16 protein-coding genes are annotated in these 15,355 nt (G+C 47.4%); 5 read left to right on the top strand and 11 right to left on the bottom strand.

Features of this window, described 5'->3' with window-relative positions; all coding sequences use genetic code 11:
- Positions 1-6: 6 nt before the first annotated feature.
- The 6 genes from ACMVP2_RS08495 to ACMVP2_RS08470 form a co-directional block, all read right to left on the bottom strand.
- Positions 7-1,356, bottom strand: a complete 1,350-nt coding sequence (locus ACMVP2_RS08495) for a Gfo/Idh/MocA family protein (RefSeq protein WP_416867400.1) — start codon at positions 1,354-1,356, stop codon at positions 7-9.
- A 160-nt stretch (positions 1,357-1,516) separates the two neighbouring features.
- The gene (locus tag ACMVP2_RS08490; protein ID WP_151998119.1) at positions 1,517-2,119 is read right to left on the bottom strand and encodes a superoxide dismutase; all 603 of its coding nucleotides are present in this window, start codon (positions 2,117-2,119) and stop codon (positions 1,517-1,519) included.
- Positions 2,120-2,257: 138 nt separating this feature from the next.
- Positions 2,258-2,716, bottom strand: a complete 459-nt coding sequence (locus ACMVP2_RS08485; RefSeq protein ID WP_416867399.1) for a nucleoside deaminase — start codon at positions 2,714-2,716, stop codon at positions 2,258-2,260.
- Positions 2,713-3,270, bottom strand: a complete 558-nt coding sequence (locus tag ACMVP2_RS08480) for a hypothetical protein (protein WP_339790812.1) — start codon at positions 3,268-3,270, stop codon at positions 2,713-2,715. Before ACMVP2_RS08480 ends, ACMVP2_RS08485 begins: the two co-directional genes overlap by 4 nt.
- A 77-nt stretch (positions 3,271-3,347) precedes the next feature.
- Positions 3,348-3,647: a type II toxin-antitoxin system RelE/ParE family toxin gene (locus ACMVP2_RS08475; RefSeq protein ID WP_416867398.1), complete on the bottom strand. Its 300-nt coding sequence runs from the start codon at positions 3,645-3,647 to the stop codon at positions 3,348-3,350.
- Positions 3,644-3,874: an addiction module protein gene (locus ACMVP2_RS08470; RefSeq protein ID WP_416867397.1), complete on the bottom strand. Its 231-nt coding sequence runs from the start codon at positions 3,872-3,874 to the stop codon at positions 3,644-3,646. The genes ACMVP2_RS08475 and ACMVP2_RS08470 overlap by 4 nt, the downstream gene beginning before the upstream one ends.
- Positions 3,875-3,997: 123 nt before the next feature.
- On the opposite strand from ACMVP2_RS08470, the gene aspS reads away from it, so the two are divergent.
- From aspS to ACMVP2_RS08455, 3 genes are all read left to right on the top strand, one after another.
- Complete coding sequence (aspS, locus tag ACMVP2_RS08465) at positions 3,998-5,749, top strand: aspartate--tRNA ligase (RefSeq protein ID WP_416867396.1); 1,752 nt, start codon at positions 3,998-4,000, stop codon at positions 5,747-5,749.
- A gap of 67 nt (positions 5,750-5,816) precedes the next feature.
- Positions 5,817-6,860: a BamA/TamA family outer membrane protein gene (locus ACMVP2_RS08460; RefSeq protein WP_416867395.1), complete on the top strand. Its 1,044-nt coding sequence runs from the start codon at positions 5,817-5,819 to the stop codon at positions 6,858-6,860.
- 37 nt (positions 6,861-6,897) lie between these two features.
- Complete coding sequence (locus ACMVP2_RS08455) at positions 6,898-7,776, top strand: glycerophosphodiester phosphodiesterase (RefSeq protein WP_416867394.1); 879 nt, start codon at positions 6,898-6,900, stop codon at positions 7,774-7,776.
- Here the strand turns inward: ACMVP2_RS08455 and ACMVP2_RS08450 are convergent.
- Together ACMVP2_RS08450 and ACMVP2_RS08445 are read right to left on the bottom strand one after the other, a co-directional pair.
- Positions 7,768-7,890 carry a hypothetical protein gene (locus ACMVP2_RS08450; RefSeq protein WP_416867393.1) on the bottom strand — a complete coding sequence of 41 codons (123 nt, stop codon included), beginning with the start codon at positions 7,888-7,890 and terminating at the stop codon, positions 7,768-7,770. The genes ACMVP2_RS08455 and ACMVP2_RS08450 overlap by 9 nt on opposite strands.
- A 128-nt stretch (positions 7,891-8,018) precedes the next feature.
- Positions 8,019-9,641, bottom strand: a complete 1,623-nt coding sequence (locus tag ACMVP2_RS08445; RefSeq protein ID WP_416867392.1) for an IS1634 family transposase — start codon at positions 9,639-9,641, stop codon at positions 8,019-8,021.
- Between the two features lie 130 nt (positions 9,642-9,771).
- Between ACMVP2_RS08445 and ACMVP2_RS08440 the strand changes: the two genes are divergently transcribed.
- Entirely contained in the window at positions 9,772-9,972 is a 201-nt protein-coding gene (locus ACMVP2_RS08440) for a glycerophosphodiester phosphodiesterase (protein WP_416867391.1), read from the top strand.
- On the opposite strand, the gene ACMVP2_RS08435 is transcribed toward ACMVP2_RS08440, so the two are convergent.
- The gene (locus tag ACMVP2_RS08435) at positions 9,964-11,010 is read right to left on the bottom strand and encodes a tetratricopeptide repeat protein (protein ID WP_416867390.1); all 1,047 of its coding nucleotides are present in this window, start codon (positions 11,008-11,010) and stop codon (positions 9,964-9,966) included. The genes ACMVP2_RS08440 and ACMVP2_RS08435 overlap by 9 nt on opposite strands.
- 127 nt (positions 11,011-11,137) lie before the next feature.
- Complete coding sequence (locus tag ACMVP2_RS08430) at positions 11,138-12,748, bottom strand: amidohydrolase family protein (protein WP_339790798.1); 1,611 nt, start codon at positions 12,746-12,748, stop codon at positions 11,138-11,140.
- 155 nt (positions 12,749-12,903) lie between these two features.
- Here ACMVP2_RS08430 and ACMVP2_RS08425 point away from each other — a divergent pair, with 155 nt between their 5' ends.
- Positions 12,904-13,464 carry a thioredoxin family protein gene (locus ACMVP2_RS08425; protein ID WP_416867389.1) on the top strand — a complete coding sequence of 187 codons (561 nt, stop codon included), beginning with the start codon at positions 12,904-12,906 and terminating at the stop codon, positions 13,462-13,464.
- Between the two features lie 197 nt (positions 13,465-13,661).
- Here ACMVP2_RS08425 and ACMVP2_RS08420 read toward each other — a convergent pair whose 3' ends face one another.
- A complete protein-coding gene (locus tag ACMVP2_RS08420) occupies positions 13,662-15,284 on the bottom strand; it encodes an IS1634 family transposase (protein ID WP_416866955.1) in 1,623 nt (540 codons plus the stop codon).
- Positions 15,285-15,355: the final 71 nt, after the last annotated feature.

Raw genomic sequence — 15,355 nt, 5'->3', positions numbered from 1 at the left:
TTTTGTTTAAACCTTCGGTAAAGTCCATCCATTATTGTATTTGGCCTTCATCAGGGCGTTGGCTTCGGCATCGTTCTTGAATTGCCCGTTCGCCGCATCCCAGAAAACTTTCCTGCCCGTTTTGTAAGCGATATTGCCCATTTGCGCATTAATGGCCGCAATGCTGCCTGTTTCGATCCCGCACTTGAGCTTCGACGAGTCGTTTGCCTTGATAGCGTCAACAAAATTCCGGGTGTGAAGATCAAGGGCATTGCCTTGCGGGCGTTGGTCAGGTACATCATCCATTTTCCAGGCAGTCATTCCGTCTTTCTGTTGGGTTTCGGGGATAATCTCCCAACCGCCTCTGTTGACCACCAGCGTTCCGTTGTTTCCTATAAATGCAATACCCTCAGTTTTGCCGTAGTTGCCACCGTCTATCCCGGTTGCGTGTTCCCAAAGCATATTGAAGCCTTCGTATTCGAACACCGTCTGCAATGTGTCGGGTGTTTCAGAGGCATCATCAGGGTAGGCAAACTTGCCACCTGAGGCCATCACAGACTTTGGTGCCTTTACACCCATGGCATAAAGTGCAATATCAATTTCGTGTACTCCCCAGTCGGTCATCAGACCACCGGCGTAGTCCCAAAACCAGCGGAAGTTGAAGTGAAAACGGTTTTCATTAAAAGGCCGTTTTGGTGCGGGTCCAAGCCACATGTCGTAGTTAACACCTGCTGGCACTGCCATGTCTGGCAAAACAGGCACTGGCTTCATCCACCCCTGATAAGCCCATACCTTCACCAGTCTGATTTGCCCCAGCTTCCCAGAGCGAACCACGTCGAGCGCCTGCTCGTAATGCGGACCACTTCGCTGCCATTGCCCAACCTGCACGATTTTGCCATATTTTTTCGCAGCAGCTACCATGAGATTACACTCTTCCATGGTATTGGCAATGGGCTTCTCCACATACACATGCTTTCCAGCCTGCACAGCATCCACCATCGTTTTGCAATGCCAGTGGTCTGGCGTGCCGATGATAACAACATCGATGTCTTTGTTTTCCAGCATTTTGCGGTAGTCGCCATACTGGGTGGGTTTTTTACCCCTCATTTTCTCCACGTCAGCGGAACGCCTGTCAAGCACGCTTTGGTCAACGTCACATAGAGCGACGCAGTCGACCTCGTCCATGTTGAGGTGTGAGCGCATGTCGCTCCAGCCCATGCCGTTGCAGCCGATCACACCATAGCGCAGCTTGTCGCCCGCTGCGACCGGCTTCCGTAGGCCGGCGAATGATGAAAAAGGTATTTGGCTGAGGGCTAGTCCGCCGGCAGCAGCCATGCCAGTCTTTTGTATAAATGTTCTTCTGGATGTTGAACTCATAATAGTAGGTATGTTTTGAATCGTTTATTTCTCAATATCCTAATTCAATACCTAAAAAGGAAGGGCTAATTGCGTGGTCAGGCATATGGGTTGATCGATGGGCAATAAAAAAGCCCCTCCATTGCTGGAAGGGCTCTGATATTTGATAGCAACGGGCTAATTATTTTGCCGCTGCAAAGCGTTTGGCTACTGCATCCCAGTCTACCACATTGTAGAAAGCTGCCACGTAGTCAGGTCTTCGGTTCTGGTAGTTCAGGTAGTACGCATGCTCCCAAACATCAAGACCAAGAATAGGTGTGCCGCTGCATCCTGCGTCAGGCATCAACGGATTGTCCTGGTTGGCAGTCGAGCATATTTCAAGCTTGCCGCCTTTCACGCAAAGCCATGCCCAGCCTGAGCCGAATCTGGTAGCTGCAGCTGCAGAGAATTTTTCTTTGAAGCCGTCGAATGAACCGAAGGCAGCGTTGATAGCATCAGCCAAAGCACCTGAAGGCTGGCCGCCTTTGCCAGGGCCCATAACTGTCCAGAATAAAGAGTGGTTCCAGTGACCACCGCCGTTGTTGCGCACGGCTGGCACGTTAGAGTGGCTTTTCAGCAATTCTTCGAGCGACTTGCCTGCCATTTCAGTGCCTTCGATGGCTTTATTTAAGTTCGTCACGTAGGCATTGTGGTGCTTGCCGTGGTGTATTTCCATGGTGCGGGCGTCGATATGCGGCTCCAGCGCATTGGTTGCATATGGTAATGCTGGTAATTCGAATGCCATAATTATTGATTTGTTTTATGGTTGAACATTTATGTTACTGAACAGTAAATCTACTAAGAACTGCTCAATTAAATAACCCCATTGAGTGGGTATAGTTCATTGATGGGATAGATATTGTTGATGAGGTTATAGGTGGGGTCACTCCTTCCCCCTTAGCTTTTTGAAAAAGGTATTGATTAGCAGTCGGCATTCCAGTTCCATCACCCCCGATGACACCTTTGTTTTAGGGTGTAGCACATTTTCAGTCAGCAGCGAATAGCCTCTTTGTAAATCAGAGGCTCCGTAAACGATTCTACCTATCTGCGTCCAATGGAGGGCACCCGCACACATCACACAAGGTTCCAGCGTAACGTACAGTGTGCAATCGTTCAGGTATTTGGAGCTGAGGTAGTTTTCTGCAGCCGTAATCGCCAGCATTTCTGCATGGGCGGTTACGTCAGTAAGCTTTTCTGTGTGGTTGTAGCCTTTGGCAATGACTTTGTTCTGGCAAACAATGATAGCTCCCACAGGAATTTCATCTTCTTCCAGCGCTCTTTCAGCTTCACGCAAAGCGACTTTCATGAAATGATCGTCACTGAAAACTGTGAGCCCGCTCACTTAAAGTTCTTTTTAATGGACACGCTTTGCATGATCTGAGGAGCAAGGTCTTTCCACTTTCTCATGTGTTGGTAAGGCGATGAAAGCGTGAACACAAGCGTTTGGTTGTTGACAATGGTGTACTGTATATAGCTGTATGTACGGAGGGCTGATTCGTTGGTAATGGCGTCTTCCTCAGGTTTAACTATTGCAACAAACTCAAATACAGCAAACTCCCGGCCGTTGATAGTTTCGATGGCGTCTTTGGTGAAACTCACTTCATCGTAAAGAGAAGAAATGTTGGCTTTATAAAAATCCTTCAGAATGTTTAAGTCCCCCTGCGCCCACTGGTTGTTTCCTCTGTTGATCCCAAAATCGACAGTGACACCGTAGTCAGTGTAAAGCGCCATGGGGCGCCTAGTGTAAATATACTTACTATTAATCTCCTGCTCGTTCATCGGACGAAAGTCGGAAGGAAGGCTCACGGTGATGTAGTCAGTTACTTTGGTGGGGCTTAGCTGGGCTTTAACGGTAAAGGTGACCAAAAAAAGGAATAGGCAATATGATGATCTCATGGGCTTAAATAGCGTTCTGGTTCATACAAAACTAGGGAAAATATCAGGCTCTTGTCATTCTATTCGAAAAGACGATTTTATTTCTGTCTTTTCAGCCATATACGAGGACTTTTCTTTGTGTGTAACACAGCGTGGACGATAATTTTTTCCTTTTCAATTGTGAAGTGAACGCAGAATGGAAATCGTTTTAATTTTGCCATTCGAACCAACTTATATCGGGGTTGGTAAATGAGAGGACTAGTCTCCAATCTCAAAAACATAGTTTCCAGGGCATCCAAAAAATCTCTCCCCAGTCCAGTTACTTTCTTTTCATACCAGATAGCACTTTCAGTAATATCCCTTTCGGCGTCCGGCTTGATAACCACCTCAAAGGTCATATCCTCTTTTCTATTCTTTTTCTGACTTCTTGCCAGGAAGAGCCGGACGTTGGGTTTTTCTCATGTTCATCGAGCCTTTTGTCAAGGAGTTCTTTGTGCTCGCTAGATAGCGCATAGTCAGCTTCTGTTTCTTCAGATTTTAGCACACTTAGTGCAATTCTTAGAGACTGCTCATCGGCATTCTCTATCAACTGATGAAGCTCATCCTTTATGTTTTCGGCACTCATAATAAATGTTTGATTAAAGATAACAGCTTTGAAGGATATATGGATTTGAAATAGGTACAGAATTGAAATTCATTTGACCAAAGTATTGCTAACTTTGCCTCCCAAAATTCAAAACGACTAGCAATGCTTCGAACTCACACTTGTGGCGAATTAAGACTTGAACATGTAGGAACTACCGTAACACTTTGTGGCTGGGTGCAACGCCTCCGGGACAAAGGCGGCATGGCCTGGATCGACCTGAGGGATCGCTATGGCCTGACACAGCTCATGTTTGATGAAGGATCAACTGCTGCCGAAATTCAGAAAATGGCACAGGGTGTGGGTCGTGAGTTTGTACTGAAAGCTACTGGCGAAGTGATCGAAAGGGTGTCGAAAAACCCCAAAATGCCGACTGGCGACATAGAAATCAGAGTGACGGCGATGGAGGTGTTGAATCCCGCCAAAGTACCTCCGTTTATTATAGAGGACGAAACTGATGGAGGCGATGAACTTCGCATGAAGTACCGTTACCTGGACCTGCGCAGAAACTCAGTAAGAAGCAACCTTGAACTCCGCCACCGGATGATGCAGTACACCCGCCGATACCTTGATGGCAACAAGTTTATCGAAGTGGAAACGCCAGTACTCATCAAGTCGACCCCGGAAGGTGCCCGTGACTTTGTGGTGCCCTCCCGTATGAACCCGGGGGAGTTTTACGCCTTGCCACAGAGCCCTCAGACTTTCAAGCAGCTGCTGATGGTTTCTGGTTTCGACCGCTACTTCCAGATTGTGAAGTGTTTCCGTGACGAAGACTTAAGAGCCGACCGCCAGCCCGAGTTTACCCAGATCGACTGCGAGATGTCGTTTGTTGGCCAGGAAGACATCCTCAACATATTCGAGGGGTTGGTAAAGTCGCTTTTCAAAGACGAAAAAGGACTGGAATTTGGCGCTTTCCCTCGAATGACTTACGATGAGGCGATGGCTAAGTATGGCAGCGATAAGCCAGATATTCGCTTCGGCATGGAGTTCGTGGAGCTGAATGCGCTTACCCAGGGCAAAGGCTTCCAGGTGTTCGATGCCGCTGAGTTGGTGGTGGGGATTTGTGCCAAAGGTTGTGCCGAGTACACCCGCAAGGAGCTCGACGGATTGACAGATTTTGTCAGACGACCACAAATTGGGGCTAAAGGCATGGTTTACCTCAAATGCAATACCGATGGCACTTTCAAGTCTTCGGTAGATAAGTTTTACTCCGAGGATCAGCTGAAGGAATGGGCCGCAGCGTGCGGTGCCGAAGCTGGTGACCTGATATTAGTATTGGCCGGTGACAAGAACCAGACCCGCAAAGCCATGAATGAGCTAAGGCTGGAGATGGGCAACAAGCTCGGCCTGAGAAAAAGAGACGATTTCAAACCTCTTTGGGTGCTTGACTTTCCATTGCTTGAGTGGGATGAGGAAACAAAGCGCTTCCATGCGATGCACCACCCTTTCACCGCACCGAAGAAAGAAGACATGAAGCTGCTGGCGACAGACCCCGGTGCCATCAGGGCCAATGCCTACGACATGGTGATCAATGGTGTGGAAGTCGGCGGTGGCTCTATCCGTATCCACGACAGGCCCACGCAGCAGCTAATGTTTAAGACACTTGGCTTTACAGACGAAGAAGCTAAGAAGCAGTTCGGGTTCCTGATGGAAGCTTTTGAATATGGTGCGCCTCCGCATGGTGGTATTGCCTTCGGCTTCGACAGGCTTTGCTCCTTGTTTGGTGGGGTGGATTCCATCCGGGATTTTATTGCATTCCCAAAAAACAACTCTGGCAGGGACGTAATGATTGATTCGCCTTCTACCATCTCTGCTGAGCAGCTGAAGGAGCTGAATATTTCTGTTGGTAAGGCGTAAGATGAAGGGTTCTTACCTTCTTTTTCTACTGGTTCTGTTGGCACCATGGGCTGGGCTAAGTCAGACCGTGGAAAAGGTAGATTCGATTGCCGGAAAAAAAGGGAAGGTCATTGCGGCCCCCATTTTGGGCTACTCGCCCGAGTCAAGGTTCTTCGGCGGATTTATGGGCATGTGGATTTTGCCCAAAAAGGGGGTAGACACAAGCAGCTTCAATAGACCCAGCACACTGGCTCCGATATTCATTTACACGGCCAACAAGCAAGTGATCAGCTCGCTGCGGTCGGAGCAATACTTTAAGAATGCTACCTACCTGAGTAATACCCTGAGGGTGCGTAACTACCCGGACTTTTTTTTCGGCATCGGAAATGATACGCACCCGGATGACCTGGAAATGTTTCTGGATCAATTTGGCCAGCTGAACGGTCGGTGGATGAAGATCAGGGACGAAAAATACTTTTTTGGATTGTCGTACGACTTCAGGTATGACAAACTTAGTGACTTCAAAGATGGGGCAGTGCTGGACGCCGGAGAGGTGTCGGGCACCAAGGGTGGTTGGACTAACGGGCTAGGGCCAATATTTATATACGACACAAGAGACAACGTCCTCTACCCTTCAAAAGGTTGGTACGTGACCAGCAACCTACATTACTTTAGTAAAGTAGTGGGTAGCAACTATTCCTTTGCACAGTTGAACCTTGATTCAAGGTACTTTCGGGAAGTGATCTCGCCAAAACACGTTTTGGGGCTTCAGCTTGTGATTAACTCCGTGGCCGGTAATAATATCCCGTTTTACAGGCTTCCGCAGCTAGGCGGAAACGACAGGCTGAGGGGAATCAAGAATGAAAACCTGTACCGTGACAAAGTCTCGTGGTATTTTCAGGTGGAGGGGCGAAGAACGCTTTTTTGGAGGCTGGGAGGTGTGCTTTTTGCAGGTGTTGGAAATGTTTCCTCGGACATAGCTTCGGCTTTTCAAACCCCGGTGAAGGCTGTGGTTGGCGCTGGCGGGCGATTCAGACCGATAAAGGATCAAAAGCTCAACCTCCGACTCGATTTCGGCGTGGCAACTGATGGTTTCTATGCTGTTTATCTCAACGTTGCCGAGGCATTTTGACCGTCTAATTGCTTAAATTATCCTCAAAATCTCTGTTATGCTAAAGTATATCCTAGGTGGGCTCGGCCTGATCGCTGTCGGGTTAGCTTGGTTCTTCTGGCCAGTGATGGCAAACAACATGGAATCTTACACAATTAACGACATCAAGGAGAAAGGCTTCATTATCGTGGGGCATCGTGGCGCAGCTGGCCATGCTCCTGAAAACACGATGGCATCGTTTCGCAAAGCCATTGAGCTGGGTGCTGATGTGATTGAGCTGGACGTTCACAGGAGCAAAGACGGGCATCTCATAGTCATGCACGACGCCACAGTGGACAGAACCACCAATGGCTCAGGCGCTATTTCAGCCATGACTTTTGATGAGATTAGGTCGTTGGACGCAGGAAGCTGGTTTGGCGAAGCATTCAAGGGTGAGTTGGTACCCTCACTGGCGGAAGTCATTGTAGGAATCAACGGTGAAGTGAAGGTTTTGATCGAAATCAAATGGCCAAAAGAGGGGCTTTACGATGGGCTTGGAAAGCAGGTGGCCGAGGAGGTGCACAAGTATGGAGCCGAAGAGTGGTGCATCATTCAGTCGTTTGACTCAAAATATTTGGAGGAGGCACATGCCAGTGGCTACAACATACCCTTGCAAAAGCTGCTGGTCAGCCAGACCTCACTCTTCTTTGTTCCGTTTTATCAGGATAACAGGTTCCGGCTAGGACGGGCGTCTACGACCCACGTGGAGTCAATAAACTACTACCACAAAATGATTAATGTGTCCCTTGTTCAACGACATCACGACGATGGCTTGACCGTTATTCCTTACACAGTTAATACGACCGATGAAATGATGAAGGTACTTGGCATGGGCGTAGACGGGGTGATTACGAACTACCCTGATGTTGCGTTGGCCTTGAGAAACAAATTAAAGTAGCGCCTGCAGGTTGGTTAGCTCCACCTCTGAGGCGATATATCCGAAGGCCGACCAGCTTTCTCCGGCAACCACCTTTTCCAGAATGTCCCTGCCTTTTTCAATGTCACCGTTCAACAGGTACCAGTTGGCTACCCCATAGCCCTGTGTGGCAAGTTGAACGCCATCCTCCTGAGTTTGACACGATTTTGAGTTAAGTAACTGATATATAAGCGATTAAAAAATTGCTTTCGATATACAGGATTTTATAAGTATTTGATTATCTGCTCCTTAGAAAAAAGGTCTGGGAGGTTCTTTTCAGCCACTGCTTGTAGTAATTGCTGTGAGATTTCAGAGGTCTTGGAGCGCAGGTAGAAGTATTGATCGGCTTGTTTGACAAGGCTGACTTGCATTTTGGACAAGTGGGTTCGGATGGTTTGCTCTGTAAGTGGGGTGCCTTGTTTGGTTAGCCGAAGTTGTAAATGGTTTAGCATGCTATAGGCGATATAGCACAGACAAATGTGACCCTGGATACGCTTATTGGTCCAGTGGAACATCGGGCGGGTTTCCAGATAGCCTTTGAAGGTACGGAAGCTATGCTCTATCTGGTATAGATGGTGGTAGTGATCCAGCACCTGTTCATGGGAGAGTCCTTTGGCGTGGTAGGCGATGGCAAGGAAGCCGTCATACTTTTCGCTTCGTTTGATTTTTTCAGTATCAACCACATACTTTTCCCCTTCGGTATTTTTGAGGTAGTAGTGATGGGCCTTCTTTTTGAGTTGCGTTGGGTTTTTGAGCAACAATTCAGCCTTACGAAGCTTTTCTTCTCTTTCTTGTCGATCTTTTTCAGCTCGCTTTTCGCTGTAGGTAGCTATGATCTTTCGCTCATTGTATTCCAGGACAGTGTAGCGCACTTTGATCGGCTCACGCTCCGAACCTACTGAAGAACTCATCCATTGATGGTGATAGTTATCCAGATCGATCAACCGGGCCTGGATGGGTTTGGGGAGTACCTTGAGCCGCTCTCCCATGATGAACTCATAGCCTTTGTCAACAGTGACTTGCAGGTTGTCAGTATTGAGCATGCCTCGGTCGGCTACCAAGACGATGTTTTCGATCTGGTATTCTTTCTTGAGGCTTTCCACCATTTCTGTGTAGGTGTATCCTTCCCACAGGTCTCCGCTATAGAGTTTGTAACCGATGGGTTGCTTGTATCTGTCAATGAGCATGGCAAAAACCACTTGTGTGCTTCCTATTTTGCCATCTTTGCTAAAGCCTTTCTGACGCAATGCTCCTTCCTGTTCTATTTCTGATTCAAAATAGAAGGTGGTCACGTCATAGAACACCACATCTAATTTCTGGTTGAACAGGTCTCTACCAGTTTGGAAAATGGTTTGCTGGATCAGTTGGCTATGGTCAGCCAGGTAGTCCAGACTCCTGTAGAGGTGTTGCAAGGACACCTGAGCCAGCCCCAGGTATTCTTCCTGGTGGAAAAAGCTACCCAGCTTGCTACAAGGATCATTGAGGCGCTCAATGAGCAGTAGTAAAACCACTTCAGTAAGAGAGAAGGTCAGCTTTTTCTTTTTGGTGATCCGCTGAAATATGCGATCAAGGCCGTAATAGTGGAGTATTTTACGGTAAACCAACAGAAAGCCGTAGTTATATCTACCTTCTTCGCTGACCTGCTCACCGAGTAAATCCTTCAGATTTCCACCACCTAATTCATAGAGCCGCTGGCCCATTCGTTTCAGAGACTCGGGCGAAAAACTGTCTACCCGCCCCAGGCTGTAAAGCGTTTTGGTGCGTGGCTTGCCATCCTGGTCACGATAAGACTCAACGATGCGGATATAATCACCAGATGGCTTCTTGTCGATAATGATACTAGGCACTCAAAATCTGTTTGAGGCAAATCAAGCCACTATCTGAAAGAAAATCAAGCGAGTTTTCGATATACAAATTCCTGAAAAGTAGTCTAAAAAGTGCCCATACACAGCGCAATGGCACTTTTTCAATTTCAGCGTGTCAAACTCAGGAATAAACTACTACCACAAAATGATTAATGTGTCCCTTGTTCAACGACATCACGACGATGGCTTGACCGTTATTCCTTACACAGTTAATACGACCGATGAAATGATGAAGGTACTTGGCATGGGCGTAGACGGGGTGATTACGAACTACCCTGATGTTGCGTTGGCCTTGAGAAACAAATTAAAGTAGCGCCTGCAGGTTGGTTAGCTCCACCTCTGAGGCGATATATCCGAAGGCCGACCAGCTTTCTCCGGCAACCACCTTTTCCAGAATGTCCCTGCCTTTTTCAATGTCACCGTTCAACAGGTACCAGTTGGCTACCCCATAGCCCTGTGTGGCAAGTTGAACGCCATCCTCCTCGTCAGCGCTAAGAACATCTTCTGGCTGTAGGAGGCCTTTGTACATGAGAAGGCGCTTGTGGTAGGAGTCGTTCTCTACGATCTTCATTTTTGGTTTGATCGCCTCAAGCACTTTGTCAGCGGCTTGCAGATTCCCCAGCTTCCTGTAGGTAATGTACATCCAGTCGGAGGTTGCGACCAGCAGGTCATCGTTGGTGGAGAACTCCATACATTTTTTGTAAGCGGAAATAGCCTTATCGTAGTTGCCTTTCAAATAGTAGGCAAGTCCAAGATGATACCAAACATTGAACTGAGTACTTGACAGCGGTATGTTAAGCTTATTCGGTATCCCATCTTTTTCGATCATGGTTTCTTCCCCACGCATATAAAAAGCTGCCTTCTCCAAATCCCTGATGGCGTCGTCAAACTGCCTGATGGAAATATACCGGTGGCCCCTGTGGCGGTAGATCCTGTACGAATCAGGAAATTCTCTCAGTCCGTCAGTGTACACCTGTATGGCCTCTTTGTACATCGACATGTAGGCAAGCCTTCTTCCATACCAAATGATGAAGTCCAGACTGTCAGGATACGCATCGAAATTTGCCTTAGCCTTAGCCAGGTTTTCTTCGAGTGCTGCTCGTTGTTTGTCAGAAAGCTCAGGTCTTTTTAGTTTTTTGCCCAGAAGAGAAAGCGCCTCATAGGGTTCTGCATCAGGTTCTACTGAAGCTTGAGCTGTCTCTGCCGTCCCTTCTTTTTTCCCGTCACTGCTCGGTTCAGTGGGGATACAACCGAATAAAAGAATCTGCAGGACTGCTAAAGCGACTATCGCTGAAAGAGGAAATTTTTCAAAAACAGGTTTTAGTAAAAAGGGTTGATCAGGGATACTCATTTAATAATACTATAATATAGGCGATGCTTCAAATAATCTTCATAATACTAAAAAATCTTGAAAAAAGATAATTTCAAAGGGCTTACTTCGTTTCTATGCGGTTATTAAACTCCCTTGCGCTAAAATTTTAGTTAACACCGGGCTGTTTGATAGTCTTTCCAGTTGCCTCTTTGGAGTCCGTCACCATCGTTTTCACGTCCTCCAGTAGTTTTCTGGCATCGTAAACAATCCCGTCTTTGATCGTATACTTCACGCCGCCAACTCTTACAACTTCATTGTCTTCCGTCAATTTGATGGCACCTGTTCCGTAAAGTACCTGAAGGTTTTGCAGCGGATTCTCTTCCACTATCACAAGGTCGGCCAGCTTCCCCACTTCGATGCTGCCAATCTCCTTTTCCATGCCAAGGGCCTGCGCTCCATACAAAGTGGCCGAGCGGATTACCTCCAGAGGATGGAAGCCCGCTTCTCTCAGCAGTTCCATTTCTCTGATATAGGCAAAGCCGTACAATTGGAATATGAATCCTGAGTCCGAGCCGGTAGTTACTCTGCCACCTCTGTTCTTGTATTCATTTACAAAAGTCATCCATAGACGGTAATTCTCTTTCCACTGGATTTCTTCTTCGGTTCCCCAGTAGTGCCAATATGAGCCATGTGATTGTTTGCTGGGCTGGTAGAAATCCCACAGGGAGGGAAGTGTGTAGTCCTGATGCCATTCTGCAGTGCGGGCCCTCATCAAATCACGGTTGGCTTCGTAGATATTGAAAGTTGGGTCTAAAGTGAAGTCGAGCGCCAGCAGCGAGTCCATCACAGTATTCCATTTTTCAGAATACGGGGCTGCTGCCTGCTTCCATAGTTTGCCTGCCTCGCCGAAGCGGTGCTGTTCATTCTGGTAGTTGTAGTCGTGCCGGAAGTCCTGGATTGTACGGTTGTCGAACATAGCCTCGGGCAGGCCATACCAGTGCTCCATGCTGGTGAGTCCCCAGCTGGCGGTGTTGAGCACATTGGCCCGGGCCACGTCCATTTGTGCATGGTGGCAGGCAGCTCTCAGACCCAGCCGCTTATTCTCTCGCAGCGCAGCTTCCATAATGTCGGGGCTGGCACCAAAGAATTTGATGCCGTCTGCTCCTTTTTTAGCATTTTCCTGCACCCAAAGGCGAGCTTCTTCGGGGCTGTTAATGCCCCCTTCTTTGCCCATGCCAAAGGCGGTGTAAGCCAGGATGCGGGGAGCGGTAATTTCGTTTTTCAGGCTCTTTTTCTTGTGTTCAAGTGTCCAGTCGAGGCCATTGCCAGCGGAAGGTTCACGAATCGTAGTGATGCCATGCGCCATCCAGAGTTTGAAGACATACTCAGCAGGAGTTCCCTGCGTCACGCCGCCGATGTGTCCATGCATATCGATAAAGCCGGGAAGCACATACATGCCCGCTGCATCGATTTCCTTCCCGCCCTCTTTGAGTTTTGGGCGTCTTTCGGCATTGATCTCGACACCAGGATAGCCGACGGTTTGAATACTTTTGATTTTGTTTTGTTCTATAACGATATCAACTGGCCCGATTGGCGGCGCCCCGGTGCCGTTGATCATGATGGCACCTCGAATGATAAGCTGCGTGTAGGGGCCGTCACCTTCAGCCCTGGCGGGTGATGGGGTAATACTTCTCCTTTGGGCAGAAACACCAATGGAAAATATTTGAAAAAGCGCTAAAGCCGCAAATAATATAGTCTGTTTGTTAAGTCGCCTCATGGTTGGGGTATGCTAGGTTTTCGAAGATGTTCATCAAGATAGAGATAAGTGTTGACCCGCCCAACGGGCGTTTTTACAGAAGGTAATTTTATAGTATTTCTTAGTTTTCAGAACTTTTTACTTGTTTAGGCCTTTAAGTAAATAAAGGTAAAAAGATGGCCAGTACTTATTCTACCATGCTCCCCTTGGGCACCAATGCTCCGGGATTTAAACTTTTAGATACCGTTTCTGATGAGCACCTTTCCATAAGTGATGTCAAAGCTGAGAAAGGCACCGTGGTGATGTTTATTTGTAATCATTGTCCCTATGTCATTCACGTATTGGACGAGGTGTTGGCGATTGCCAGCGAATACCAGCTAAAGGGTGTCGGTTTTGTGGCTATCAGCTCAAACGATGTGGTGAACTATCCCGAGGATGGCCCGGAGCAAATGAAGATCATGGCCAGAGAGAAGGCTTTCCCTTTTCCTTATTTGTACGATGAAACTCAGGAGGTTGCCAAAGCCTATCAGGCAGCATGCACGCCTGATTTTTATGTGTTCGATGACGACTTGAAGTGTGTTTACAGGGGACGGCTTGACGCAAGTACACCAAGAAACGGGCAGCCGCTGACTGGGAAAGATTTGCGAAATGCACTGGATGCAGTTTTGCTTGGCACCACCGTGAAGGAGGAGGAGCAGATGCCGTCGCTGGGTTGCAATATCAAGTGGAAGAGTTAGACCGACAGCAGTTTGACGGCTGCTGCCAAAACCAGTGACACCATTCCCACTATTTTCTTGTCAATGGCCAGCTTCACGGCCGAGGCCCGACTGTGCACATGAAGTTTCTTGTAGATGTTCTTCCTGAGTTTGACACGATTTTGAGTTAAGTATCTGATATATAAGTAATTAAAAAATTGCTTTCGATATACAAGATTTTATAAGTATTTGATTATCTGATCCTTATGAAAAAGGTCTGGGAGGTTCTTTTCAGCCACTGCTTGTAGTAATTGCTGTGAGATTTCAGAGGTCTTGGAGCGCAGGTAGAAGTATTGATCGGCTTGTTTGACAAGACTGACTTGCATTTTGGACAAGTGGGTTCGGATGGTTTGCTCTGTAAGTGGGGTGCCTTGTTTGGTTAGCCGAAGTTGTAAATGGTTTAGCATGCTATAGGCGATATAGCACAGACAAATGTGACCCTGGATACGCTTATTGGTCCAGTGGAACATCGGGCGGGTTTCCAGATAGCCTTTGAAGGTACGGAAGCTATGCTCTATCTGGTATAGATGGTGGTAGTGATCCAGCACCTGTTCATGGGAGAGTCCTTTGGCGTGGTAGGCGATGGCAAGGAAGCCGTCATACTTTTCGCTTCGTTTGATTTTTTCAGTATCAACCACATACTTTTCCCCTTCGGTATTTTTGAGGTAGTAGTGATGGGCCTTCTTTTTGAGTTGCGTTGGGTTTTTGAGTAACAATTCAGCCTTACGAAGCTTTTCTTCTCTTTCTTGTCGATCTTTTTCAGCTCGCTTTTCGCTGTAGGTAGCTATGATCTTTCGCTCATTGTATTCCAGGACAGTGTAGCGCACTTTGATCGGCTCACGCTCCGAACCTACTGAAGAACTCATCCATTGATGGTGATAGTTATCCAGATCGATCAACCGGGCCTGGATGGGTTTGGGGAGTACCTTGAGCCGCTCTCCCATGATGAACTCATAGCCTTTGTCAACAGTGACTTGCAGGTTGTCAGTATTGAGCATGCCTCGGTCGGCGACCAAGACGATGTTTTCGATCTGGTATTCTTTCTTGAGGCTTTCCACCATTTCTGTGTAGGTGTATCCTTCCCACAGGTCTCCGCTATAGAGTTTGTAACCGATGGGTTGCTTGTATCTGTCAATGAGCATGGCAAAAACCACTTGTGTGCTTCCTATTTTGCCATCTTTGCTAAAGCCTTTCTGACGCAATGCTCCTTCCTGTTCTATTTCTGATTCAAAATAGAAGGTGGTCACGTCATAGAACACCACATCTAATTTCTGGTTGAACAGGTCTCTACCAGTTTGGAAAATGGTTTGCTGGATCAGTTGGCTATGGTCAGCCAGGTAGTCCAGACTCCTGTAGAGGTGTTGCAAGGACACCTGAGCCAGTCCCAGGTATTCTTCCTGGTGGAAAAAGCTACCCCGCTTGCTACAAGGATCATTGAGGCGCTCAATGAGCAGTAGTAAAACCACTTCAGTAAGAGAGAAGGTCAGCTTTTTCTTTTTGGTGATCCGCTGAAATATGCGATCAAGGCCGTAATAGTGGAGTATTTTACGGTAAACCAACAGAAAGCCGTAGTTATATCTACCTTCTTCGCTGACTTGCTCACCGAGTAAATCCTTCAGATTTCCACCACCTAATTCATAGAGCCGCTGGCCCATTCGTTTCAGAGACTCGGGCGAAAAACTGTCTACCCGCCCCAGGCTGTAAAGCGTTTTGGTGCGTGGCTTGCCATCCTGGTCACGATAAGACTCAACGATGCGGATATAATCACCTGATGGCTTCTTGTCGATAATGATACTAGGCACTCAAAATCTGTTTGAGGCAAATCAAGCCACTATCTGAAAGAAAATCAAGCGAGTTTTCGATATACAAATTT

The organism is Imperialibacter sp. (assembly GCF_048007035.1).
In the GTDB taxonomy this organism is placed as follows: domain Bacteria; phylum Bacteroidota; class Bacteroidia; order Cytophagales; family Cyclobacteriaceae; genus Imperialibacter.
Note: the sequence above shows the minus strand (reverse complement) of the source record. Positions and strands in the feature narration are given on the sequence as shown.

Coding starts and splice junctions, on each gene's coding strand:
- ACMVP2_RS08430 (WP_339790798.1), bottom strand. CDS start 12,748: ATGAGGCGACTTAACAAACAGACTATATTATTTGCGGCTTTAGCGCTT.
- ACMVP2_RS08490 (WP_151998119.1), bottom strand. CDS start 2,119: ATGGCATTCGAATTACCAGCATTACCATATGCAACCAATGCGCTGGAG.
- ACMVP2_RS08425 (WP_416867389.1), top strand. CDS start 12,904: ATGGCCAGTACTTATTCTACCATGCTCCCCTTGGGCACCAATGCTCCG.
- ACMVP2_RS08435 (WP_416867390.1), bottom strand. CDS start 11,010: ATGAGTATCCCTGATCAACCCTTTTTACTAAAACCTGTTTTTGAAAAA.
- aspS (WP_416867396.1), top strand. CDS start 3,998: ATGCTTCGAACTCACACTTGTGGCGAATTAAGACTTGAACATGTAGGA.
- ACMVP2_RS08475 (WP_416867398.1), bottom strand. CDS start 3,647: ATGACCTTTGAGGTGGTTATCAAGCCGGACGCCGAAAGGGATATTACT.
- ACMVP2_RS08455 (WP_416867394.1), top strand. CDS start 6,898: ATGCTAAAGTATATCCTAGGTGGGCTCGGCCTGATCGCTGTCGGGTTA.
- ACMVP2_RS08495 (WP_416867400.1), bottom strand. CDS start 1,356: ATGAGTTCAACATCCAGAAGAACATTTATACAAAAGACTGGCATGGCT.
- ACMVP2_RS08480 (WP_339790812.1), bottom strand. CDS start 3,270: ATGAGATCATCATATTGCCTATTCCTTTTTTTGGTCACCTTTACCGTT.
- ACMVP2_RS08470 (WP_416867397.1), bottom strand. CDS start 3,874: ATGAGTGCCGAAAACATAAAGGATGAGCTTCATCAGTTGATAGAGAAT.